This is a genomic window from Rothia sp. HMSC071F11, from assembly GCF_001809115.1.
Lineage (GTDB): Bacteria > Actinomycetota > Actinomycetes > Actinomycetales > Micrococcaceae > Rothia > Rothia dentocariosa.
In genome coordinates this window covers 484,468-506,762 of record NZ_KV795756.1, presented here as the reverse complement: position 1 = coordinate 506,762, position 22,295 = coordinate 484,468, and the positions used below count along the sequence as shown (strand labels likewise).

The 22,295-nt window shown below is 50.8% G+C and carries 19 protein-coding genes; 2 read left to right on the top strand and 17 right to left on the bottom strand.

Annotation, left to right across the window (positions count from 1 at the left end; genetic code table 11):
- Positions 1-120: 120 nt before the first annotated feature.
- The 12 genes from HMPREF2554_RS06590 to hrcA form a co-directional block, all read right to left on the bottom strand.
- Complete coding sequence (locus HMPREF2554_RS06590) at positions 121-1,176, bottom strand: tRNA (adenine-N1)-methyltransferase (protein ID WP_013399085.1); 1,056 nt, start codon at positions 1,174-1,176, stop codon at positions 121-123.
- 123 nt (positions 1,177-1,299) lie between these two features.
- Entirely contained in the window at positions 1,300-2,616 is a 1,317-nt protein-coding gene (gene mshC / locus HMPREF2554_RS06585) for a cysteine--1-D-myo-inosityl 2-amino-2-deoxy-alpha-D-glucopyranoside ligase (protein ID WP_013399086.1), read from the bottom strand.
- A 95-nt stretch (positions 2,617-2,711) separates the two neighbouring features.
- Entirely contained in the window at positions 2,712-3,545 is an 834-nt protein-coding gene (locus tag HMPREF2554_RS06580) for an undecaprenyl-diphosphate phosphatase (protein ID WP_172461378.1), read from the bottom strand.
- Between the two features lie 136 nt (positions 3,546-3,681).
- Positions 3,682-5,439, bottom strand: a complete 1,758-nt coding sequence (leuA, locus tag HMPREF2554_RS06575; RefSeq protein WP_013399088.1) for a 2-isopropylmalate synthase — start codon at positions 5,437-5,439, stop codon at positions 3,682-3,684.
- Positions 5,440-5,783: 344 nt separating this feature from the next.
- Positions 5,784-7,214, bottom strand: a complete 1,431-nt coding sequence (locus HMPREF2554_RS06570) for an LCP family protein (protein WP_013399089.1) — start codon at positions 7,212-7,214, stop codon at positions 5,784-5,786.
- Between the two features lie 30 nt (positions 7,215-7,244).
- Positions 7,245-8,363 carry a GTPase Era gene (locus HMPREF2554_RS06565; protein WP_004004692.1) on the bottom strand — a complete coding sequence of 373 codons (1,119 nt, stop codon included), beginning with the start codon at positions 8,361-8,363 and terminating at the stop codon, positions 7,245-7,247.
- A 38-nt stretch (positions 8,364-8,401) separates the two neighbouring features.
- A complete protein-coding gene (locus tag HMPREF2554_RS06560) occupies positions 8,402-9,769 on the bottom strand; it encodes a hemolysin family protein (RefSeq protein ID WP_013399090.1) in 1,368 nt (455 codons plus the stop codon).
- Positions 9,770-9,777: 8 nt separating this feature from the next.
- Positions 9,778-10,299, bottom strand: coding sequence for an rRNA maturation RNase YbeY (ybeY, locus tag HMPREF2554_RS06555; protein ID WP_013399091.1), 522 nt, complete (start codon positions 10,297-10,299; stop codon positions 9,778-9,780).
- The gene (locus HMPREF2554_RS06550; RefSeq protein ID WP_004004695.1) at positions 10,299-11,414 is read right to left on the bottom strand and encodes a PhoH family protein; all 1,116 of its coding nucleotides are present in this window, start codon (positions 11,412-11,414) and stop codon (positions 10,299-10,301) included. The genes ybeY and HMPREF2554_RS06550 overlap by 1 nt, the downstream gene beginning before the upstream one ends.
- 46 nt (positions 11,415-11,460) lie before the next feature.
- Positions 11,461-12,228: a 16S rRNA (uracil(1498)-N(3))-methyltransferase gene (locus HMPREF2554_RS06545; protein ID WP_004004696.1), complete on the bottom strand. Its 768-nt coding sequence runs from the start codon at positions 12,226-12,228 to the stop codon at positions 11,461-11,463.
- 84 nt (positions 12,229-12,312) lie between these two features.
- Positions 12,313-13,449, bottom strand: coding sequence for a molecular chaperone DnaJ (dnaJ, locus tag HMPREF2554_RS06540; protein WP_004004697.1), 1,137 nt, complete (start codon positions 13,447-13,449; stop codon positions 12,313-12,315).
- A gap of 97 nt (positions 13,450-13,546) precedes the next feature.
- A complete protein-coding gene (gene hrcA, locus HMPREF2554_RS06535) occupies positions 13,547-14,647 on the bottom strand; it encodes a heat-inducible transcriptional repressor HrcA (protein WP_013399093.1) in 1,101 nt (366 codons plus the stop codon).
- A gap of 230 nt (positions 14,648-14,877) precedes the next feature.
- On the opposite strand from hrcA, the gene HMPREF2554_RS06530 reads away from it, so the two are divergent.
- Both HMPREF2554_RS06530 and HMPREF2554_RS06525 read left to right on the top strand, forming a co-directional pair.
- Entirely contained in the window at positions 14,878-15,729 is an 852-nt protein-coding gene (locus tag HMPREF2554_RS06530) for a DUF3097 family protein (protein ID WP_013399094.1), read from the top strand.
- A 226-nt stretch (positions 15,730-15,955) separates the two neighbouring features.
- Positions 15,956-16,363 carry a DUF4870 domain-containing protein gene (locus tag HMPREF2554_RS06525; protein ID WP_115333646.1) on the top strand — a complete coding sequence of 136 codons (408 nt, stop codon included), beginning with the start codon at positions 15,956-15,958 and terminating at the stop codon, positions 16,361-16,363.
- Positions 16,364-16,676: 313 nt separating this feature from the next.
- Here the strand turns inward: HMPREF2554_RS06525 and hemW are convergent, their stop codons facing one another.
- From hemW to holA, 5 genes are all read right to left on the bottom strand, one after another.
- Positions 16,677-17,948 (bottom strand): radical SAM family heme chaperone HemW, encoded by a 1,272-nt coding sequence (gene hemW / locus HMPREF2554_RS06520; RefSeq protein ID WP_013399096.1) that lies wholly within the window; start codon positions 17,946-17,948, stop codon positions 16,677-16,679.
- Between the two features lie 110 nt (positions 17,949-18,058).
- Positions 18,059-19,918 (bottom strand): translation elongation factor 4, encoded by a 1,860-nt coding sequence (lepA, locus tag HMPREF2554_RS06515; RefSeq protein WP_041321792.1) that lies wholly within the window; start codon positions 19,916-19,918, stop codon positions 18,059-18,061.
- 178 nt (positions 19,919-20,096) lie between these two features.
- Entirely contained in the window at positions 20,097-20,360 is a 264-nt protein-coding gene (rpsT, locus tag HMPREF2554_RS06510; RefSeq protein ID WP_004004703.1) for a 30S ribosomal protein S20, read from the bottom strand.
- Positions 20,361-20,575: 215 nt separating this feature from the next.
- Complete coding sequence (locus HMPREF2554_RS06505) at positions 20,576-21,172, bottom strand: type II toxin-antitoxin system PemK/MazF family toxin (protein WP_041322105.1); 597 nt, start codon at positions 21,170-21,172, stop codon at positions 20,576-20,578.
- Between the two features lie 66 nt (positions 21,173-21,238).
- Complete coding sequence (gene holA / locus HMPREF2554_RS06500; RefSeq protein WP_013399099.1) at positions 21,239-22,267, bottom strand: DNA polymerase III subunit delta; 1,029 nt, start codon at positions 22,265-22,267, stop codon at positions 21,239-21,241.
- Positions 22,268-22,295 lie beyond the last annotated feature (28 nt).

Genomic DNA, 22,295 nt, shown 5'->3' with positions numbered 1-22,295 from the left:
TGAAGACGATTCCCGAGACGGATTTATATGTTCAGGCGTCAAATCCTTTTCCTCTCATCAGCAAACTTGTCATGGACGGTGTTTTTGCCCACCGCTGCGGGCCAGAAATATTGGTCAAGCCTACTCGGGTTTGTCTAAACCATTGGGTATAGAAGTTTCTTCCTGAGATTCAGCTACAGCCACCCGATGGGCATGCACTGCATGCTCCGCAAGATTTTTAGCGTCCCGTAGGGCACGGCGCACCTTCTTATCAGTAACCTCTCGCTCCCCCACATTCATCGGAATCCAGGCATTCATATCATCATCGGTGAAGTCGTTTTTAGAAGCCCGACGCTTCGGAGAAAGACGAACAGCCCCATCAGCAAGGCGCCGGGCTACGATCAGAAAAGCTGTATGCGCAACCATCCGGTGATCTGGACGAACCGCTAACCCCTCAACATGCCAGCCGCGTACCATAGTTTCATCGCACTCAGGCTCTGTAAAACGACCATCCGCACGCAGCCCTTCCACCAGCCGAGACATTTGGGTTACCGTTGCCACATAACAAATTAACACCCCACCCGGTGCAAGAGCCTGCGCAACAGCATCCAAACATTCCCAAGGCGCAAGCATATCAAGTACCACACGATCGACACTGCCGGGCTGCTCAACTTCGGGAAGTCTCTCTTGGAGATCGCCAATGCTCAGCTTCCACGCGGGATGCGCTCCCCCGAACATAGTCTCAATATTTGCACGCGCGACCTCAGCGAATTCTTCGCGACGTTCAAAAGAATGCACATAGCCATCATCGCCTACAGCTCGCAACAAAGCGATAGAAAGAGCACCGGACCCAACACCGGCTTCGACAACACGAGCCCCCGGAAAAATATCGGCCTTCACAATAATCTGAGCGGCATCTTTGGGGTACACCACGGCAGCACCACGCGGCATAGACAACACAAAATCTTTGTACAGGGGGCGCAGCGCCTGATAAAGAAAACCGTGAGTGTTCTCAATAACAGTTCCTTCAGGCGCACCGATGAGTTCATCGTGTTTGAGGAACCCTCGATGTGAATGGTACTCCCCACCTTGCTGCAGAGTGATGGTGGTGATGCGACCACGCTCGTCGGTTAATTGCACGCGCTCGCCGGGGCGGAATGAACCACGGCGGTTAATGGCACCGGTGGGAGTGGTCATATGCTGTGTGTCTCCTTGTCACGTAGTTTATTTCTATTCTACCGGTTCTATGGATAAACAAAGGTTCCCATATCAAGACTCAAAGCTTAGTACGGGAACCAGTCGTTCATAGTAGAACCTGTTTTAGAGCACAACTCCTAGGCGTGCTGAGAGCGTGTCTCGAATAAGTTCTCCGCCGCCACAAGGCTCAGCGTTACCATCGCGCACCTGCTCAAGAGCCGAAATAGCCCAAGCGTCAAGTGCCATGAGCGCACCTGATGTTTTCAGATCATCCGCCAGATACTCCCGTACCTTCTCTAGCGCCTGTTCAGCCGCAGATGAATCAGTACCGTTAGCGCTTTCAACCGCCTGACGGTAAAGATCTAGGCGAGCCTGAGCCTTCTTAAGATCCTCATCAGTCCAGAACCAATCTTCACGGTAGTGGTGATCCATAATAGCGAGTCGAATCGTATTGGGGTCAACACCCGCTGCACGAAGTTTAGAAACCAGCACAAGGTTACCGCGGGATTTACTCATCTTATGACCATCAAGTCCCACCATCCCAGTGTGCGCATAGTGCAAAGCATGTGGGCGGTTCGAGACGGCCCATGAATGTCCGGCGCCCAAATCATGGTGCGGGAATTTTAGATCGGAACCACCTGCTTGAACCGTCAGCGGACCATCTATAAATTTACGAGCAATCATCGTGCATTCAATATGCCAGCCGGGACGTCCCTCCCCTAGAGAGCCTGCATCCCACGAAGGCTCACCTTCACGCTTAATACGCCACAAAAGCGGGTCTAAAGGGTCACGCTTGCCCGAACGCTCAGGGTCTCCCCCACGTTCAGAGAAAATATCGAGCATCTCATCGCGGCTCATGTGGCTGACTTCGCCAGGAGTCCAGGAATATCCGTCCTCATTCTGTGGAAGTGCCTGTACCGCCTTTAGATCAAGATAGATATCACCGCCGGGGTGCTGCACACCCTTTTCATCGACATACCCCGCCACACGATACGCCAGGGAACGTTCAACAAGATCCTCAATCACCGGGAAAAGCCATTGAATGGATTCAACGACGCCCACATAATGATCAGGCGGAAGCACATGAAGCGCCTCCATATCGGTCCTGAAAAGTTCAGTCTGCTCTTCGGCAAGTTCTTGCCAATCAACGCCAGTAGCAGTGGCACGCTCTAATAGTGGGTCGTCCACATCAGTCACATTTTGTACATAAGTGACAGTTACCCCGGCATCACGCCAGGCACGATTGAGCACATCAAAAGCAACATAGGTTGAAGCATGGCCCATATGCGTTGCATCGTACGGGGTTATCCCGCAGACATACAACCCTGCGTGTTGGGGCTCTTGAAGCTGAACCACAGTGCCCGTCGAAGTATCAAAGATCTGCGGTAGTGGTGCCGACCCCGGCAGAGACGGAACTGTGGGCGTATCCCAAGCTCGCATAGGGCTTCCTTTCAACGACCAAAAATCTACCTACAAGCATACCCGCCCAGCTCAACCTAGCGGACGGGCATAACATGGTGAACGCTCAAAGCGTACTACGACGTAATAAAGCCTGTACCCAGGCCTACGAAAATTAGCGTGCCCAGAATAATGCGGTACCACACGAAAATACTGTATGACCGAGTCGATACGTACTTGAGGAACCAACCGATGATCAAATAACCAACAACAAAAGCAATCACAGTTGCGATGAGCGTGGAGAGCAAACCGTAATACTCTAGGTGTTCTTGACCGATAACCACTTTACTGGCCTTATAAAGCCCAGACATATACACAGCAGGCATCGCCAGCAGGAATGAGTAGCGGGCTGCAGCCTCACGAGTGTATCCCATGAACAAGCCAGCCATAATGGTGCCGCCCGAGCGAGAAACACCTGGGATAAGAGCTAAGGATTGTGCCAAACCATAGACTAAACCATGATGCATATTGAGGTCTTTAAGCTCTCGTTGTTCCTTACCGAAACGATCGGCTACCGCAAGGAAGACAGCAAAAACGATCAGAAGCGCCCCGACAATCCACAAAGACCTGAACGAGGTGTCGATGTAGTCTTCCAAGAGGAAACCCAGAACACCAATGGGGATTGAACCAATAATAATGAGCCATCCCATACGTGCATCAGGATCATCTCGCTTGACTTTACCGGTGAGCGAACCGAACCAGGCACGAATAATACGCACAATATCACGCCAGAAAAAGACTAGGACCGCCGTCTCAGTCCCCAACTGGGTAATAGCGGTAAAAGCGGCACCAGGATCAACATTTTCGGGCAACAGTTGACCGACAATGCGCAAATGGGCAGACGACGAGATCGGAAGGAACTCGGTAAGGCCCTGTACGAAACCTAGAATAATTGCTTGAATATACTCCACGATAATCAAGAATACCGTACCTGATAACGCATGTCTGGGTTTGTGAACCGTCGTCCTCACGCGTTCCCTAATAAACAGCAGGGTTCTAGCAGCACATGTACCGCTAGAACCCCGTGTTTACAGGCAGGATTTACCTTTATATGGATGATGAATGTGCTTCATCACGCAACGCACGGTTCACAGCTGAAACCATAGCCTTCAGCGCTGCACGAGTGGTCGAGTCATCCACCCCGATGCCCCAAAGCACACGCGCATCAATAGCAACCTCAATATAGCAGGCAGCGTTTGCGGTTGAACTGGAGGACATGGTGTGTTCGGAATAATCGAGCACACGCAGATCTACGCCTTCGTCACGAAGAATACTCTGAAGCGCATCCACGGGACCAGTTCCTGTACCGGTACGGGTAAAGAGATGACCATCAATATTCAGCCCTACGCGAAGGGATGTCGAGCCCGTGTCAGCAGACTCAATATTGATCGACTCAATACGATACTTACCCCAACGAGGCTGATCATCAGGAGCAGGCAAGTATTCATCCGTGAAAATATTCCACAGATTTTGTGAGGTCATCTCGCCGCCGTCGGCATCAGTGCGAGCCTGCACAATCTGTGAGAACTCAACCTGGGCACGCTTGGGTAAATCCAGGCCGTAATCCTTCTTCAGCAGATATGCAACACCGCCCTTACCAGACTGCGAATTCACGCGGATAATGGCTTCATAGGTGCGTCCCAAATCTCGTGGATCGATAGGAAGGTACGGAACTTCCCAGAAAACCTCGTCCACAGTCTTACCCTGCTCGGCCGCACTAGTTTCAAGAGCTTCAAAACCCTTCTTGATAGCGTCTTGATGCGAGCCAGAGAAAGCGGTAAACACCAGATCGCCGCCATAGGGGGAACGCTCATGAACCGGCATCTGGTTACAATATTCAACGGTTTTGCGGATTTCATCAATATTAGAGAAATCAATCTGAGGATCGATCCCCTGGGTATAGAGATTCAAGCCCAGAGTAACCAGGTCGACGTTACCGGTGCGCTCCCCATTGCCGAAAAGACACCCCTCAATGCGGTCAGCACCCGCCAAATATCCTAATTCGGCGGCGGCAACACCCGTACCACGGTCGTTATGGGGGTGTAGGGACAAAACGATGTGGTCACGGTGATTGAGATGACGGTTCATCCATTCCACAGAGTCTGCGTAAACATTAGGCGTTGCCATCTCAACGGTAGCAGGCAGGTTTACGATGAGCTCGCGACCATTGACGCCGACCTCAAGCTCATCTGCGACGGCATTACATACGCGCGCCGCATACTCAAGCTCGGTCCCCGTAAAAGATTCCGGCGAGTACTCATACAGAACCTTGGTATCCGTAATCATTTGCTCTTCGTATTTCTTACACAGGCGTGCACCCTGCAGAGCAATATCCAAGATACCGTCTTCATCTTGACGGAATACTACGCGGCGCTGCAGCACAGAAGTTGAATTATAAAAATGAACAATGGCTTGAGGAGCGCCTTCGATGGCTTCAAAGGTGCGAGCAATCAGATGCTCTCGCGCCTGTACCAAAACCTGAATGGTGACATCTTCCGGAATATGTCCGTCTTCTACCAGAGTGCGCACAAAATCAAAATCAGTTTGTGAAGCTGAGGGAAAACCAACCTCAATTTCTTTGTACCCCATACGAACGAGTAAATCGAACATCGCCAGTTTGCGTTTTGTGTCCATGGGATCGACCAATGCTTGGTTGCCGTCACGCAAATCAACTGCACACCAACGTGGTGCTTGAGTAGCTACATGTGAAGGCCAAGTACGATCCGGCAGATCAACTTTAATCTGCTCGTGAAAAGGACGATACTTATGTACTGGCATGGACGAAGGCTGCTGGAAGTTTTGCATACTAAATTCCTTGAGAATCGTGCCTTGAAATTAGGCTCATAAACGGGTGTGATAAATCGCGAAAATGCGCCGCACAAAATACCCGGAACGGGTGCGGAAATAACTAAGCCCCGTTCCGGCGAATAAGGAGAAGCAGATGCGAAACTGCACAGTCGCCGAGAGTCTTCATACCTCAACGCTACCACGAGACAGAAGAGGAGCTATTTCCCAACACTCCTCTCGTCCATCATATGGAATAGAAATTTTCCAAGACGTACCTGCTGAAGCAGAAGCGGGGGGTGCAGCCTAAGGTTTAAAACCTTAGGCTGCACCCCCCGTAAGGTAGGCGTCAAAGCCTTACTACATTAGTAAGCAAATGCATGCTGGCAGGTGGCCTGATCAGCAGTCTGACCGGCAGCTCCACCCGCGATCTGCGAATCTTGTTTCTCCATCGCATCACCACTGGGGAAATCGGTGCCGATGGTAAGCGTTACGCCGGTAACCTGAGCGTTCGGCTCTACCCGCGTGATATTCATCTTTGCAGCAATTTCGCGCGCCTCAGCTTCGTAACCCTCGCCATAAGAAATTGTGGTGGTAGAAACAGATTCGGCAGTACTTGCCGGGGTTACACTTGTGTATCCAAGATTACCGATGATACGAGCAAGGGCTGCAGCACGACCGTCAATGCCCGTAGCGTTATACACGGTGATAGGTATCGACTTATCAAGCTGTGCAGGTGCATTATCGCCTTGCTTAGCTTCTTCAACCTTCAACGACTTATCATCACGAAGGCGCTGGAACACCGACTGCGCCTCAGAGGTAAGCTGCAGGCGGTTGGGATCTTGGTTCCACGGCTCGGTTGGGATAGTTGCAAAAACCACCTCGGACAGGTCGATGCCGCCAATGGTCGCACCGATACCGGCAATCTCGTTGGGATTGCCCAGATCATCATCAACCGTGACGTTCTGGGTGATAGCCTCCGCAATATTCAAAAGTTTATTTGGATTATCGAGTGTTCCCTCTGCCTTGACCTTACGAAGCAGAGCTGACAAGAACCCCTGTTGAGCTTGAATACGACCAATATCAGAGCCATCACCAAAGCCGTGGCGTGAACGTAGGAATGCAAGCGCCTGCTCTCCCTCGACCTTCGAGTTGCCAGCGGGTAGATTCAATCCGCTGTACTCGTCGTTGACGGGGTTATCTACACAGACTTCGACGCCGCCTACTACGCGAGAGAGTTCTTTAACAGCATTGAAATCTACCAGCATGAAGTGGTCAATGTGTACGCCCGTGAGTTTGCTGATAGTAGCTGCCGTACATCCCGGACCGCCGCGTGCCAATGATTCATTGATTTGTATATCATCCTCAGCTTCATAGGCTTTATTAGTCTTGGGGTCGGTGCATTTTGGGATCGAAACCACCAAGTCACGAGGAAAGGACAGCACATTTACGTTCTTACGATCTGCGCTGATCTGCAGGAGCATCATCACATCGGAACGAGCTTCTGAGTTGCGGTCATCATCGTTCCCGTAGGCGCCATTATTACCTTTACGGGTATCCGATCCGATAATCAGAATGTCGAGTGCACCATTCTCAACTGCACCCGTAAAGTCACTAATATTCAGCGGCTCAGTATGCAAGTTTGCGCGCAGACGTAGCAGAATAGCTCCGCCGAAGCCCATGAGGACAACCAACATGCAGACGCTCAAGAGCGCAATCCACTTGTTACGCGCCGACTTCATGATGCCGTGGCGCATATGGCGACCACTACTCTTCATAGAAGGTGCCTGAGGCATACCAACTCTCTTTCTATGTATCAGGACCGCTTAAAAACCTAGACGATTCAGCGCTCGGGGATCAGATTGCCACTCTTTAGCTACCTTGACATGAATATTGAGGTATACACGAGTGCCTAGCATAGCCTCAATCTGCTCACGCGCTTGTGTACCAATCTTCCGAAGATGAGAACCACCCTTGCCGATAATAATGTACTTTTGCGATTCGCGTTCCACAAACAGGTTAACATGTACATCCAGCAAGGGGTTATCTTTTGAACGGCCTTCTCGAAAGTTCATTTCCTCAACGGTAACGGCAATAGAATGAGGCAGTTCTTCACGCGCGCCTTCTAAGGCGGCCTCACGCACAAATTCTGCGATCATGGTAGCTTCAGGTTCGTCTGTAAGTTCACCCTCAGGATAGAGTGGAGGTGAAACCGGCATGTAACTTGCTAAAACGTCAGCAACGGCATCGACTTGAAAGTGCTGTACCGCTGAAACCGGGATAATATCAGCCCAACCACCCTGACCGTCATGGACTGTGGGCTCATAATTTTTACCAGTTCGTCGTTGAGCTGCGGGACCTGAACCTTTGGCAAAAGGTATATTTTTATTGTCTTTCTTGCTACGCGATACACGATTCTCACGATGCGTAGCCCGGCGGGCTCGATCGGCGCGTTCTGCGCTCATTACCTCTTCGCCAAGAGCCTGCACCGCTATAAGCTGTTCAGAAAGCTGATCGTTACCGACAGTATCAGATTTTGTGACTATTGCCACGACAGGTTTATTACTTGAAGCCACCAACTGAGAAGCAATATAACGGTCACCGGGACCAATTTTCTCGTTTGCCGGGATGCAAAACCCCAGGACATCCACTTGAGAAAGAGTGCCCGCAACAAGATCATTAAGTCGCTCCCCCAAAAGGGTACGAGGGCGGTGAATACCTGGAGTATCAACAAGGATCAGCTGATAATCGTCTCGATGCACAATACCGCGAATCGTGTGGCGTGTTGTTTGGGGGCGACTTGATGTAATCGCCACCTTCTGCCCTACCAAAGCATTCGTAAGGGTCGATTTTCCAGCGTTGGGACGCCCCACTAAAGATACAAACCCTGCACGATAATGCTCAGGGAAAGCAGGCTGAGCAGAGCCGCCACGTTCGATATCCATGATTCCTCGTTTCTGATGAAATGCTAAGCGTATAAAAATTAGTTGAATGTTTGCTGAGAAGAAGATGAATCTAGCGGCGTATTGAAGCCTGTGCCCTCCGGTGAGTTTGATTCTTCTCCTAAGTGAGGCTGCGATTCTTGACGGTACACTCGTAACATATCAACTTGATGGCGCCGCCCGCTGCTACCAATGGCACGAATGGTAATACCCTCAACCGTGACTTCAGACCCCACGATAGGTACTTTTCCTAGGTGCTTCGCTAACAAACCACCTACGGTATCTACATCTTCATCGTCAAGGTCAATCCCAAAAATTTCTCCAAGATCTTCAATGCTTAGGCGCGCCGAAACTTTGAAGCTTCCATCTTCCTGAAGGGAATACTCAGGTTTCTCGTTGTCATATTCGTCCGAAATATCGCCAACGAGCTCTTCGATAAGGTCCTCAAGCGTGACCATACCGGCGGTACCGCCATACTCATCAACAACGACGGCAACGTGCGTTGATTCCCGTTGCATTTGTCGCAAAAGATCCATAACTTTTTTCGATTCAGGCTCAAAACGCGCCTCACGCATAAGAGAGATAATGCTAGGCTCTGGAGCATCACCGCGGCTATAGGCAAGATGAGCCTGCATGCAGTCCTTGAGATATAGGATGCCAAGCACATCGTCGTTTGATTCTCCAATCACCGGCATACGCGAATATCCCGAACGCAGAAAAAGGCTAAGCGCGTTCTCAATACTCTCATTAGCCTCAACAGTCAACATATCTGTGCGCGGCACCATAATAGAGCGGATGCGCGTATCATCAAGCTCGAAAACCGACTGAACAATCTGTGCCTCATCATCTTCAATAGTCTCAGCATCAGAGGCACGATCCAGGAACTCGCGAAGCTCATCTTCGGCAAAAACACCGGCAGGACCATCTAAAACACGCTGTGGTGCTGCCTTATGTACAAGTGCATCAAGAAAAGACGACAACCACCCGAGAGTAATCGCGGTGAAATGCACAGGAGCAGCAAGACCTTTTAACATCACAACCGCGCGGTTTCGGCCTAAAGCCCGGGCCAACACCGTAAGCAGCGGATATCCCACTAACGCGACACATGCCAGAGTAATAAGCCCAGCCAGCCAGTGATGCTCGACTATGCTAAGGATAGCGACCATAAAGGCAAGAGTAGCCACCCCGGTCGTAAGAACCCGCGCCAGCCGCAAGGGATGCGTATACCGCTCGTCATTTCCGGTACTTGCTTCGGTCAAAACCCGCGCAAAAACACTATGTGGGTGTTCTTGCGCGACTTCCTCTGCCTCAGTGCGCGGTAAATAGACAAAGGCGGTTTCCGCAACAGTGATTGTAAACGCTAAAACCGTTGCGATTAGAGCAAGGATAAAGAGTAATAGCCCGGCCATAAATACCCCTAATGTCGGGTCTCGACGGGGGCAGCACGTCCCAAGAAGCCTTCAAGCAAAGAGCGTTGAAGCCCAAACATTTCAGCTTCTTCCTGTGCAGTCCCATGATCATACCCCAAACAATGGAGAATCCCATGCGTTGTCAGCAGACATAGCTCATCAAGCGTGGAATGCCCGGCGTCAGCACCCTGACGAGCCGCAACGGGCGGGCAGAGCACAATATCGCCCAGCATACCCTGGGCAAGCTCATCTTCAGTGCCGGGAACAAGCTCATCCATTGGAAAGCTCATGACATCGGTTGCCCCAGGTAAGTCCATCCATTCCAGATGAATCTTCTCCATCTGCTTCTCCCCAACAACGGCGATAGAGAGATAAGTATCTTTGCTTATGAAAAGCTTCGCGAAGATGTAATCCACCAGATTGCTGAGAACTTCGGTATCTACTGACGCAAAAGCATCATGAATAAGCTGAGTCGTGACGTTACCAGGCTTCTCATTAGGGTCCTCAACATGAAAATCAAGTACAGCCACTAGCGTTGTCCACCCTTCTGCTGTGACTGGTTCTCCCCAGACTCACCACCGTTAATTCCGGCTCGATCCAAAAGTTTCTCAGCCGCAGCTTCAATCGTGGCGCGCTTAACTTTACGATTACGTTTACGTTCCATAGCCTTTTGATCTTCGCCCCACTGATCGTACGCGGAGACAATGTTAGACACTAGACTATGGCGCACAACATCAGAGGAATCCAGGGTGCTAAAAACAATGTCATCAACCCCGGTCAAAATATTACGCACCTGTTTAAGCCCCGAAGCTTGGCCACCCGGCAAATCAACCTGTGTAATATCGCCGGTGATTACCATCTTGGAGCCAAAACCTAAACGAGTCAGGAACATCTTCATCTGTTCAGCCGTCGTGTTCTGTGCTTCATCAAGGATGACGAAAGCGTCATTCAATGTACGCCCGCGCATATATGCGAGGGGGGCAACCTCAATTGTTCCTGCCTCCATAAGCTTAGGGATAGCCTCCGGTTCAAGCATGTCGTGTAGAGCATCATAGAGAGGACGCAAGTAAGGGTCAATCTTATCGTTGAGAGTTCCCGGTAAAAAGCCTAGACGCTCGCCTGCTTCTACTGCGGGGCGAGTTAAGACAATTCGGTTAACCTCGCGGCTTTGTAGGGCTTGCACTGCTTTTGCCATAGCTAAATATGTTTTACCGGTACCAGCGGGACCAATGCCGAAGACAACAGTATTTGCGTCAATAGCATCCACATATTTTTTCTGGTTTACCGTCTTCGGGCGAATCGTCGTACCGCGTGTTGAAAGAATACTCGCTGAGAGCGTATGTGCCGGATTTGAAAGTTCATCACCGAGCATACCCATCAGACGATGGATAACTTGTACTGTAATCTGTGTACCGTGACTAGCGAGTACACGAAGTTCATTGAGAAGCTTCGCAACCGTGGTAACAGACACGGACGGACCGGAAATAAGAAGATCAAGATCCTTGGGACGAATTGAAATATTGTCAAAATAGTCCTCAACAATAGTGAGATGCGCGTCTTGAGGGCCAAGAACCGCTATCATCTCTGCGGCGCTTTTGAAAGATACGGTACGTGCCGTTGAGAGGGGTCGTGAGGTAGTCGTCAAAAGTAAGCTCCTTGGCTTGTTGGTTCTTAAATAAGTGTAACGTTACTTACCAGCGTCCCAACACTACGTTGATAGTGCACAGTGCTGCGGCACCAGCGGTGGAGGCTCGCAGAATTTCAGTTCCTAACAGTGCCTTGTGCGCACCCGCCCGCGTGAAAAGTTCGATTTCCCGCTCGGTGATGCCTCCTTCAGGTCCTACAAGAATATAAATTCTGGTGGGATTATCAGGGCTGTACCCAATCTTTCGCAGATATTCGCTTAAGGGTTCAGTGGCCTGTTCATGCAGAATGTAGACATACGCTCCCTGATCCGTGAGCTCGCGTATGTGTTCTGCGAGTTCCTGCGAAGAATACAGCTCTTCCACGGTAGGAATGAGCGCTCGACGCGATTGCTTAGCGGCGGCAGAGACAGTATTTTGCCACTTTTGGTGAGCTTTAGTAGCGCGTTCCCCTTTCCACCGCACGATAGAGCGATCGGCACTCCACGGGATAACGCTCCGAATTCCAAGTTCGGTGCCGGTCTCAATTGCCAATATGTCTCGGTTATCTTTGGCGAGTGCCTGCACAAGGGAAACTGAGAGGCTGTTATCGTCCTTATCTAGGTTTTGGACTGTAACTTCAAGTCCTTTAGAGGAAATCGCTGAAACAATACCGTGGATACGATGCCCTTGGCCGTCTGCAAGGTCAAGGTTCTCCCCTATAGCTAAGCGTTTCACCTTGGCGTGATGCGCTTCCGGGCCAGTTAGAGTAAATGTACTCCCTGCCGTGCAGCTGGCTAGCTCTTTGGCGGTAATGTAGAAAATGGGGGCGCTCATAAGATCCTTGATAAAGCTGTATCCGAAGTGTTTCATCTTACCGTACTAGGATTTTCAGAACACTTCGGATACAAAGAATGTTGTCTATTTAAATTGGTCTTTGAGTCGCGAAAAAAGACCATGTTTTTGTTTGACGTGGGTGCCTTCGTGCAAGTCTTCTCCACGAAGTTCAGCGAATTTTTGGAGCAACTCACGTTGTTCGGAGTTTACATTGGTCGGTGTTGTGACCTGAATACGTACCTGTAGGTCTCCGCGTTTATCGGAGTGAAGGCGGGTAACACCTAAGCCGTTCAAAGTTACGATGTCGCCGCTTTGTGCGCCTTCAGGGATGGTGATCTCTTGAACCCCATCGAAGGTTTCTAAGGGTACGGTGGTTCCTAAAACGGCTGCGACCATAGGAATATTCACCGTTGTAGTGAGATTATCACCATCGCGAACAAAGTATTTATCGCGCTTAACGTTGAGATCAATATAAAGATCGCCATTGGGACCACCATTGAGTCCAGCTTCGCCTTTACCTCGCAGACGTATGCGGGCTCCGTCATTAACACCGGCGGGAACGGTGAAGGTCAGCGGGAGTTTTTCGCCCACACGGCCCTGTCCGTGGCATTCTGGGCAGCGGTGTTTGATGACGGTGCCATATCCCTGACAGCTGGGGCACTCTACCTGCTGCATGACGGTTCCTAGGATGGATTGAACACGGCGCTGCATGAATCCCTGGCCATGACAGGTCTCACAGGTTTCGGGGTGGGTTCCGGGAGCTGTTCCTTCACCTTCACAGGATTTACAAGTGACGGCCGTGTTAAGCTCTACAGTCTTTTCGACGCCAAAAACTGCGTCTTTGAGGGATATTGAGACGTTGATAAGTGCGTCTTGTCCCTGGCGTACGCGGGACGCGGGACCGCTTTGTCCACCGCCTCCGGTAAACATATCGAAAAGATCTTGGAACCCGAAACTTCCTGAGCCGAAGCCGCCAAATCCTCCTGCGCCTCCGGGGAATCCTGCACGACCCTGTTCGTCGCCGGTAGCGTCGTAATTACGGCGTTTCTCGTTATCTGAGAGTACTTCATAGGCGAGGGTTACACGTTTGAACTCCTCGGCTGCCTCTTCGGATGGGTTAACATCGGGGTGCAGTTGACGCGCCTTTTTACGGTACGCTTTTTTAATCTCTTCGGGGCTTGCGTCCTTTGAGACTCCAAGAGTTGAGTAGTGATCGCTCACGTGTTTCTTCTATCCTTTTCGTACCGGAGTGCTCCGGGTATGGTGTCAATATAAAATCTGTAAATTTGTTGGGCTCTGAGGAGTTACCCGCTTGATGTCATGATGCTCGTGTGCCTAAGACATGACCTAGATAGCGAGCTACCGCGTTCACCGCCGCAATGTTACCACGGTAATCCATGCGGACTGGACCCACCACGCCAAGTTTTGCCGTATGCTTCCCCAAGGCGCCTTCATTGTCTGGTAAATGTTGTTTGCCGTATGAAACTACAACGGGTGAATCGTATTCACCAGTGACAATAGAAGCTCCTTGAAGCGCTTGCTCCGTATTCTCGTGACCGATCCTTACACTGTACCCGGCTTCTTGAACCGATGCGTGAGACAGCACGCGAAGCAGCGTAACCTGTTCCTCGAGCGCATCCAAAATGGGAGCTATGCTCGCCGAGAAGTCGTCGTGACTTCGTGCTAGGTTTGAGGTACCAGAGATCGCGAAGCGAATATCTCGTTCAAAATAAGGCTGTGCTCGCAGATGATCCACGATAGCTTCGGCGAGCTCCGGAGAGCGGCCTCGCAACGCTGGATGATGCGCTTCTGGCAGCAATGCACTTATGTTTTCGAAAGGTAAACCCTGAAGCATTTTAAGCAGGTTCTCTTTAATCGCTGCAAGAGCTGACACAGTTTCATCATGCGCTAAGGCTGTAGTCTCTGGCAGTATCACGGTAACCCGGTGGATTGTGCCAAGATCACTGATAAGCAATGCTAAGAGCGTGCGTGAATCTAGGGGTACGAACTCAAGATGCAAGAGAGTTCCAGCGTTACGTGTTGGGTACTGGATAAGCGCCACCTGATGCGTGAGATGGGCAAGTGTTCGGGTGGCGGCTTCAATCATGTCTTCTACGCTGTGTGCGCTTTCAAGAATTTGCCGTAACGCCGAAACTTGGGTTGCAGAGAGAGCACGCGGCGCGGCTAGAGCATCGACGAAGAACCTGTATCCCTGTTCTGTAGGAATACGCCCAGCGCTGGCGTGCGGTGCGCTCAAAAGTCCCTGTTCTTCTAAAGCTGCCATATCATTGCGTATCGTGGCACTGGATACTTGAAGATGGTGGCGCTGTGCCAGCGTCTTTGAACCTATGGGTTCGCCTGTGCGCACGTAGTCTTCAACGATTGCCTGCAATATGCGCATACGGCGTTCGTGTGACATGGTACTCCTTGCGACCCTATCGGTGGTTAATAATCTGGAAAAGCATAATCTGGCACTCTTGTTGAGAGAGTGCTAAAAACTACTTTTATCATAGCCGGGTAACCCCTAGCGGTACTAGTCTTTCGCCAGAAGCGAGTTATCAATACTTTAGAATTGGATGGGTTCTGCCAAAAGCTAACCTGCGGAAACCAGGCAATATCCGTGGTGCCGTTGTACGAAGGATGCAAGATATGAGTGAACGATACGCTTGGGGTGCACAAGATCTATCGCGTGCCTCAATGAATAACAGGCCTGCGCCTCCTCGTCGGGTCGAACTAAAACGCGGGATGGTCCTTGAGGATCTTAACGGGTGGGTTGGCGAAGTAGTGCGTGCCGAACGTATCGGTGGAGAAATATTTTTCGGGCTTGAAGACGCTCACGGACGGGTCAAAAATTTTCCTTTAGGAATCGGGTACTTTCTTGAGGGCGAACCGGTTGAGATTGTTGCCCCAACACCACGAAAGACCTCAGGGCGCAAAATTTCTCGTTCTGGTTCGGTAGCAGTTGAAAACGTTCCAGCACGGGTAGCGCGCGCATCCAGAATCTGGGTTGAGGGGCTTCATGATGCGGAACTCGTCGAGAAAGTGTGGGGCCATGATCTGCGGGTTGAAGGTATTGTGGTCGAGCCCCTTCATGGTGTTGATGATTTAGCAACTGCCGTTAAAGAGTTCTCCCCCGGTCCAGAGCGACGACTTGGAATTCTTGTGGATCATCTTCTGAAAGGCACCAAGGAAGAACGTGTTGTGGCGGAGGCTTTAGCTGTTCCCGGCGCTGCTGGAAATATTAAGATTGTGGGGCACCCTTTCATTGATATTTGGCAGGCCGTCAAGCCGCAGGTTTTCGGAATTCCGGCATGGCCGCAGGTGCCTCGAGGTGAGGACTGGAAGAAAGGAATTCTACGTCGGTTGGGACAGCCACATCAAAACCAGGAAGACGTGGCAAACGCCTGGAAACGTATTCTTTCCCGAGTTGACTCTTATTCCGATCTTGATCCTACGCTGCTAGGACCTGTTGAGTCGCTCATTGATTTTCTGACTGAATAAGGTAATGTGAGTAGCTCAGGTTGTCTATGCCGCGCCTCTGGCGAGGCGTTCGGCAAAACACGTTACAATAAATAAGGATTTTAGGTTGTACAGGTGCACCAACTGAGGCATGTGTACGGCAGAGCAAAATAGACGAGTAATAATCAGGATTTCTGTGGTTCAAGATACTCGCCCGGAGGGGCATAAACGAAACATTACACCTTTGCCTGTGTCGCAGGACCGGAGCATGGCGACTTTTGCTCACTTTAGCGGCATCATTGGGTTTTTGCCTGCCGCTGCTATCTACTATTTGTATCGTGACCGCGCCCCCTTCACTGAGCAAGAGTCACGTGAAGCCATGAACTTTACGCTTCTGCCTTCAATCATAATTCTTGTTCTTCTCATTTTGAGCTTTGTGCCCGGCATGGCAAGCCTCATGATGTTCTTTACTGCTATTCTGTGGCTTTATATGGCGATCAGTTCCGTAATTGCGGGCATCTACGCCGCTCAAGGAGAACCTCATAGGTACAAGCTCAACCTGCGTATCCTTGACCTTTTCCTCAAGCCTGCTGAAGACTTCAAAGAAAAGAAGAAGCAGCACCGAGAAGAAATGGAAGGGCAACAGCAACAACAGGCAGCCGAGCGCCGCGTATAAACAGCCTTATACACCGTATAAGGCACCCCGGGTCACTATTTCGATATGGAATATGTGGCCCTTTATTTTTACGCGCATATTACATACCACATAAAACACCTGTTAACGATTGAAGGCCCCTGATACACAAGGGACCTTCAACCGTATTCACTCAACTTCAGCAAAGACGACAACACGCTGTAACATATACCGTCCTGCCGATATAAACTCTACCTTAGTTTCAACCTAATGTCTAGTAATTCAATTATTTTATCCTGAAAGTTAAGGCAATTATATTTTTGGGGTAAGTATTCTCGCATATTTTACGAGACATTTATTTTATATCTGGAAGTAATTCTCGAGTAACAGCATCACCTAAAAGTCGCCCCTGCAGCGTGAGTTTTACCGAAGCATCAGGATTGGGCATACCGGTATCCGTAAAAATATCGGATTCAATGAGACCTTGCGAGAGCAACCATCGTAAAGAAGACCCCAGGTCAGCGGCAGGATGCACGGCTAGAAGCTCGTGCATAGGCAGCCCCTCACGTACTCGAATCAACAGCATAATCGTCTCAAAAGAACGAGAATCTGAGTCTAAAATCTCTCGCGCTGCGGCCGGCGACTGCCCAGCTCGAACGCGATGCGCATAGGGAACGGGATGTTTAATATTCCACCACCGGGTACCGTTTATATGTGAATGTGCTCCCGGTCCTATTCCCCACCAGTCTTGATTACGCCAATACGCCATATTATGGTCACTTCGAGTATGCTCAGACCGAGAATAATTCGAGACCTCATACCACCGATATCCGGCTTGCATGAGAAGATCTTCTGCACGCAAATACATATCTGCCATGAGGTCATCATCAGGCATTGTATATTCACCGCGCCGAATTTGTGCAGCAAGTTTAGTACCGTCTTCAACAATCAAAGAATATGCAGAAATGTGGTCTGGCTGATAAGAAATCGCCGCTTGCACACTTTGCTCCCACTGCTCCAGCGTTTCTGACGGAGAGCCATAAATTAAATCTATCGATACTTGAAGACCAATATCTCGCGCCCACGCCACAACTTTAGGAACATTTTCGGGTGTATGGGTACGGTCAAGAACTTTCAAAACCTCGGGCACAACAGATTGCATACCAAAAGAAACACGCGTAAATCCGCCGTCTTTTAACGTCTGCAGATCCTCATAGGTGACAGAGTCAGGATTAGCCTCGGTGGTGACCTCAGCACCATCTTCGATACCGAAAATATCAATTGCAGTTCTCAGGATGCGCACCAAATCATACGCAGGGAGTTTCGTGGGCGTACCCCCGCCGAAGAATACCGTATGCAACGGCCGCTTTACCACCCCGGATGCTTCAAGAGCGCGAGCGGCAAAGAAAATCTCAGCTATAGCATCGTCCGCATACGTACCCAGCCCTATCCCGTCACCAAAATCTTCGGTGGCATAAGTATTGAAATCACAATACCCACATCGCACCGAGCAGAACGGAATATGTACGTAGAGGCTAAAATCACGGTTTTGGCACCCGTGCGCACACGAGGCTGGGATGCGTCCATCACGCGGCGCGGGCGCGCCAGCCGGTTGCGCGGGTGCCATACAATGCCTCCTTCATGGGAATCTAGCCGAGTGCGTGTGCGTAAAAATGACGGGTAGAGACGCTCTTTTCTTGGAGTCAGGTCTCTACCCGCAAGAAAGACGGTAAATATTTACTTCTTTTTGTCTTTCTTCTCTTTCTCTTCGCCCGAAGATAGGGCGGCGATGAATGCCTCTTGCGGTACCTCGACGCGGCCGACCATCTTCATGCGCTTCTTGCCTTCCTTCTGCTTTTCCAGCAGCTTGCGCTTACGCGAAATATCGCCACCGTAGCATTTTGATAGCACGTCCTTGCGCATAGCGCGGATATTTTCGCGGGCAATGATGCGAGAACCAATAGCAGCCTGAATAGGAACCTCAAATTGCTGACGAGGTATTAGCTCACGAAGCTTACTCGTCATCATCAAACCGTACGAATAGGCCTTGTCGCGATGGGTAATAGCCGAGAAAGCATCCACTTTCTCACCCTGAAGCAGGATATCGACCTTCACCAGGTCCGCCTCTTCCTCACCATCGAACTTCCAGTCCAAGGATGCATATCCACGAGTACGGGACTTGAGCTGATCGAAGAAATCAAAGACAATCTCGGCCAGCGGCAGGCGGTACCGCATCTCAACGCGATCCTCAGATAGGTAGTCCATGCCGCCCATTTGCCCGCGGCGCGACTGGCACAACTCCATGATCGCCCCAATATAGTCGCTGGGGGCAATAATCGTACATGCCACCATCGGTTCACGAATGGTTGCGACTTTACCCTCGGGGAACTCGCTTGGATTAGTCACGCGCTTTGCATTACCCGATTCGTCCACAACATCGTAGATAACGTTGGGGGCGGTCGAAATAAGGTCGAGATTGAACTCGCGTTCCAAGCGTTCGCGCACGATTTCAAGGTGCAGCAGGCCTAAGAAGCCACACCGGAAACCGAACCCAAGTGCTGCAGAAGTTTCGGGTTCGTAGACAAGCGCAGCATCGTTGAGCTTGAGCTTGTCTAGGGCATCTCGCAACGCCGGATAATCTGAACCATCAATAGGAAATAGCCCAGAGAACACCATAGGTTTCGGGTCTTCATAGCCGCCTAGGGATTCTGCGGCAGGCTTTACAGCAGAGGTTACGGTATCGCCTACGCGGGACTGCCGAACATCCTTCACACCAGTGATCAAATAACCCACTTCACCCACGCTCAGCCCTTTGGAGGGAATGGGGTCGGGTGAAATTACCCCAATCTCAAGCAGATCGTGTTCTGCGCCGGTAGACATCATCTTGATTTTCTGGCGCGGTTCAAGTTTTCCGTCTACGACACGCACATAGGTGACCACTCCACGATAGGAATCATAAACCGAGTCAAAAATCATGGCGCGGGCCGGCGTGTCCGCCTGCCCCACAGGCGCGGGTATGCCTTCGACGATACGGTCCAGCAGAGCTTCTACACCCTCACCAGTTTTGCCTGAAACCCGCAGAACCTCGTCAGGTTCGCAGCCAATGAGGTTCGCCAGCTCTTCAGCATATTTATCGGGCATAGCGGCGGGCAAGTCGATCTTATTCAAGACAGGAATAATCGTAAGATCGTTCTCCATTGCCAAGTAGAGATTGGCGAGAGTTTGGGCTTCAATCCCCTGTGCCGCATCAACAAGAAGCAGAGCACCTTCGCATGCGGCAAGTGAGCGAGAGACTTCATAGGTGAAGTCAACGTGTCCCGGAGTGTCGATCATGTTGAGCGCATAGGAAGTACCGTCGATCTCCCATGGCATACGTACTGCCTGGGATTTAATGGTGATGCCTCGTTCACGCTCAATATCCATGCGGTCAAGGTATTGTGCCTTCATATCGCGCGGCGCGACAACGCCAGTTGCCTGAAGCATACGATCAGCGAGCGTGGATTTTCCATGATCAATATGTGCAATAATGCAGAAGTTGCGAATAATCGCGGGGTCGGTAGCCGCCGGTATTGGCGGATTTTTCGACAGAGGAGCCACTCGCATATTCCTTTCATGGAGGTTCATCAGGCAGCTGGCACAATTATCTTTTATTTTCCCATAATGCACGCTGGAAGCGCGAACCGGCACGGCTGGCGAGCACAAAGAATTCCCCGCCGGGAGAGAACCGACGGGGAAACCTTATCACTTCGCAATGCGCCTCGTACAGAGGCTGACATTAGGAAAGTTTGTTAACCAGATGCGCTAGACCGGACTTCTTGTTAGCAGCGTTCTTCTTGTGCAGAACACCCTTAGAAACAGCCTTATCCAGCTTGCGGCTCACAAAACGCAGTGCCTCTTCGGCAGCTTCCTTGTTCTGTGCCTCAACAGCTTCCTTAACCCGGCGGGTTGCGGTCTTCAGCTCAGATTTAATAGCGTTGTTACGCAGACGAGCCTTCTCGTTGGTGAGGATGCGCTTTTTCTGGGACTTGATATTAGCCACGATTAAACTTTCTGTTTGTCTTATTGGTCGGTGAGGGCTATGCTGACCGATCATCGACTGAGCGGCGTGGGGATGCCTATGGCAACCGGTCAGCAGTGCCTGATGACCACCAGACACTCAACCACAAATCATAGCAGATAAGTGCCTGTAAGAATACCTTTTATTTCAAGGATGATATATAATTTTCGCGCTTTTGAGATAGGTACAATCTCGGACTAACGGCGGTTGTAGGCTTGTTCGATAAGGCGGAAAGTCTCTTGAGGCATAATTGCCCCTTCACGGCGCATGTTCTCAGGACGCACCCGTAAGACGCGATTGAGTTTGACCTCGGAGGCCCGACCCTGGGAATCCCAAGAGCCTGAACCAATATCTAGATAATTAGAATCTGCATGATCGCGGTTGTTGTGGTCTTTGCTGGTCATCATGAAGGCAAGCAGGTATTCCCCGTCACGCCCTACAAGTATGACCGGGCGGTCTTTCCCCTGAGTATGGTCTTCTTCGTAAGGAACCCAAGTCCACACGATCTCACCAGGATCTGGATCGCCGTCCAATGCGGGAGAATACTCAAAGTCAATAGACCCGCGATAGTCTCCTGGATAGTCTGAGCCCTGTCCCTGCGAACTCTGCTGTTGAGAGGCCGCAGACTTAGAAGCACCGGGGCCTGGTTTCGGCGCATTTGACGTCTGAGGTTGTTCAGAATCGTGGTTGGTCTGTGCTTGCGACTGTTGTGCATTATCGCGCAGAGCATCTTCTGCTGCTTTCCGAAGCGAAGGCAAAACGGCGAAGAATGCTTTTTTCAGTGTTTGTAGCATGGAGTCCATTATGCCTTATGACGCAAATCTTTCCCTAGCTCATATATGAGCAAAATAAAAATGCATTTATGAGCGGTTATGAGGCAACGCAATGGCAAGTACCGCACGTTCAACCGCATATACCGGGTCTAGGCCCTCCCCCTTGAGCTGTGCGTCGGCATCAGCAAGTAGCTGCACGATACGGGCGATCTGTTCACCGGTGAAACGCCTTCCATCACGTTGTGCCTGTTCAACCTGCCATGGAGCCATACCTACCTCACGGGCAAGTTCCTGGGCACTGGCACGCACATGATGCAGGCGGGCAATATTGCGAATACGCATGGCAAGTGCCCCCAACAGAGGGATAGGTTCTGTTCCCGTTGCTAAAGCATGTCGCAAAAGCCTAAGCGCTTCTGCTGCGTTTCCCGTAACAGCGGCGTCTCCCACCCGAAAAGCGGTAACTTCGGTTCGCCCGCCATAGTAACGGTTCACGATCTCTTCGGTAATATTTCCCGCAACATCTGCTTGAAGTTGAGCACAGGCGGAAGCGAGTTCAGCGGTGTCATTGGTGGCGGCTACGAGTAGGCGTAGGGCGCCGGGATCGATAGTGCGTTTAGCCGCTCGGAATTCACTGGTGACAAATTCCGTTTTTTCGCGCTCGGCTTTGAGCGGTTTACAGGGAATAAGAACGTGGTTTTTACGTATGGCATCAATGAGTTTTTTGCCGCGGTTACCGCCGGAATGCTGCATGATGAGCATAATGTCGGATTCTGGGGCAGCAATGTAGCTGAGAACATCGTTAAGGAAATCTTCACTCATGGTGGCGACGTTGTCAGCATCTATTATTTTGGCAGTCCCAAAGAGCGACGGGCTCGCGAGGAGGGTGAGTTCCCCCGCAGTGTAGGTTGAAGCGTTGATGGTGACTAGGTCTGCATTTGGATAGGTGCTATAAAAAGCGGTGCGCAGACGTTCACGTGCTCGTGAGGCGAAATACTCTTCGGAACCGTGGAGCATGATGACCGGTGCGGGATCTACGGTGCGCCATGCGTTATCAAGCGCTTTATTAGCGCGTTGGCCGCGGTAGTTGCCGCGTGATGAGCTTCCCCTGGGAGTCACGGTACCTCATTGCTCGTTCGGTGTGTTG

Coding starts and splice junctions, on each gene's coding strand:
- HMPREF2554_RS06565 (WP_004004692.1), bottom strand. CDS start 8,363: ATGGATATCGAACGTGGCGGCTCTGCTCAGCCTGCTTTCCCTGAGCAT.
- leuA (WP_013399088.1), bottom strand. CDS start 5,439: ATGCAAAACTTCCAGCAGCCTTCGTCCATGCCAGTACATAAGTATCGT.
- mshC (WP_013399086.1), bottom strand. CDS start 2,616: ATGCGAGCTTGGGATACGCCCACAGTTCCGTCTCTGCCGGGGTCGGCA.
- HMPREF2554_RS06525 (WP_115333646.1), top strand. CDS start 15,956: ATGGCGACTTTTGCTCACTTTAGCGGCATCATTGGGTTTTTGCCTGCC.
- HMPREF2554_RS06560 (WP_013399090.1), bottom strand. CDS start 9,769: ATGGCCGGGCTATTACTCTTTATCCTTGCTCTAATCGCAACGGTTTTA.
- HMPREF2554_RS06570 (WP_013399089.1), bottom strand. CDS start 7,214: ATGCCTCAGGCACCTTCTATGAAGAGTAGTGGTCGCCATATGCGCCAC.
- hemW (WP_013399096.1), bottom strand. CDS start 17,948: ATGGCACCCGCGCAACCGGCTGGCGCGCCCGCGCCGCGTGATGGACGC.
- HMPREF2554_RS06530 (WP_013399094.1), top strand. CDS start 14,878: ATGAGTGAACGATACGCTTGGGGTGCACAAGATCTATCGCGTGCCTCA.
- HMPREF2554_RS06590 (WP_013399085.1), bottom strand. CDS start 1,176: ATGACCACTCCCACCGGTGCCATTAACCGCCGTGGTTCATTCCGCCCC.
- hrcA (WP_013399093.1), bottom strand. CDS start 14,647: ATGTCACACGAACGCCGTATGCGCATATTGCAGGCAATCGTTGAAGAC.
- HMPREF2554_RS06545 (WP_004004696.1), bottom strand. CDS start 12,228: ATGAGCGCCCCCATTTTCTACATTACCGCCAAAGAGCTAGCCAGCTGC.
- HMPREF2554_RS06505 (WP_041322105.1), bottom strand. CDS start 21,172: ATGCTACAAACACTGAAAAAAGCATTCTTCGCCGTTTTGCCTTCGCTT.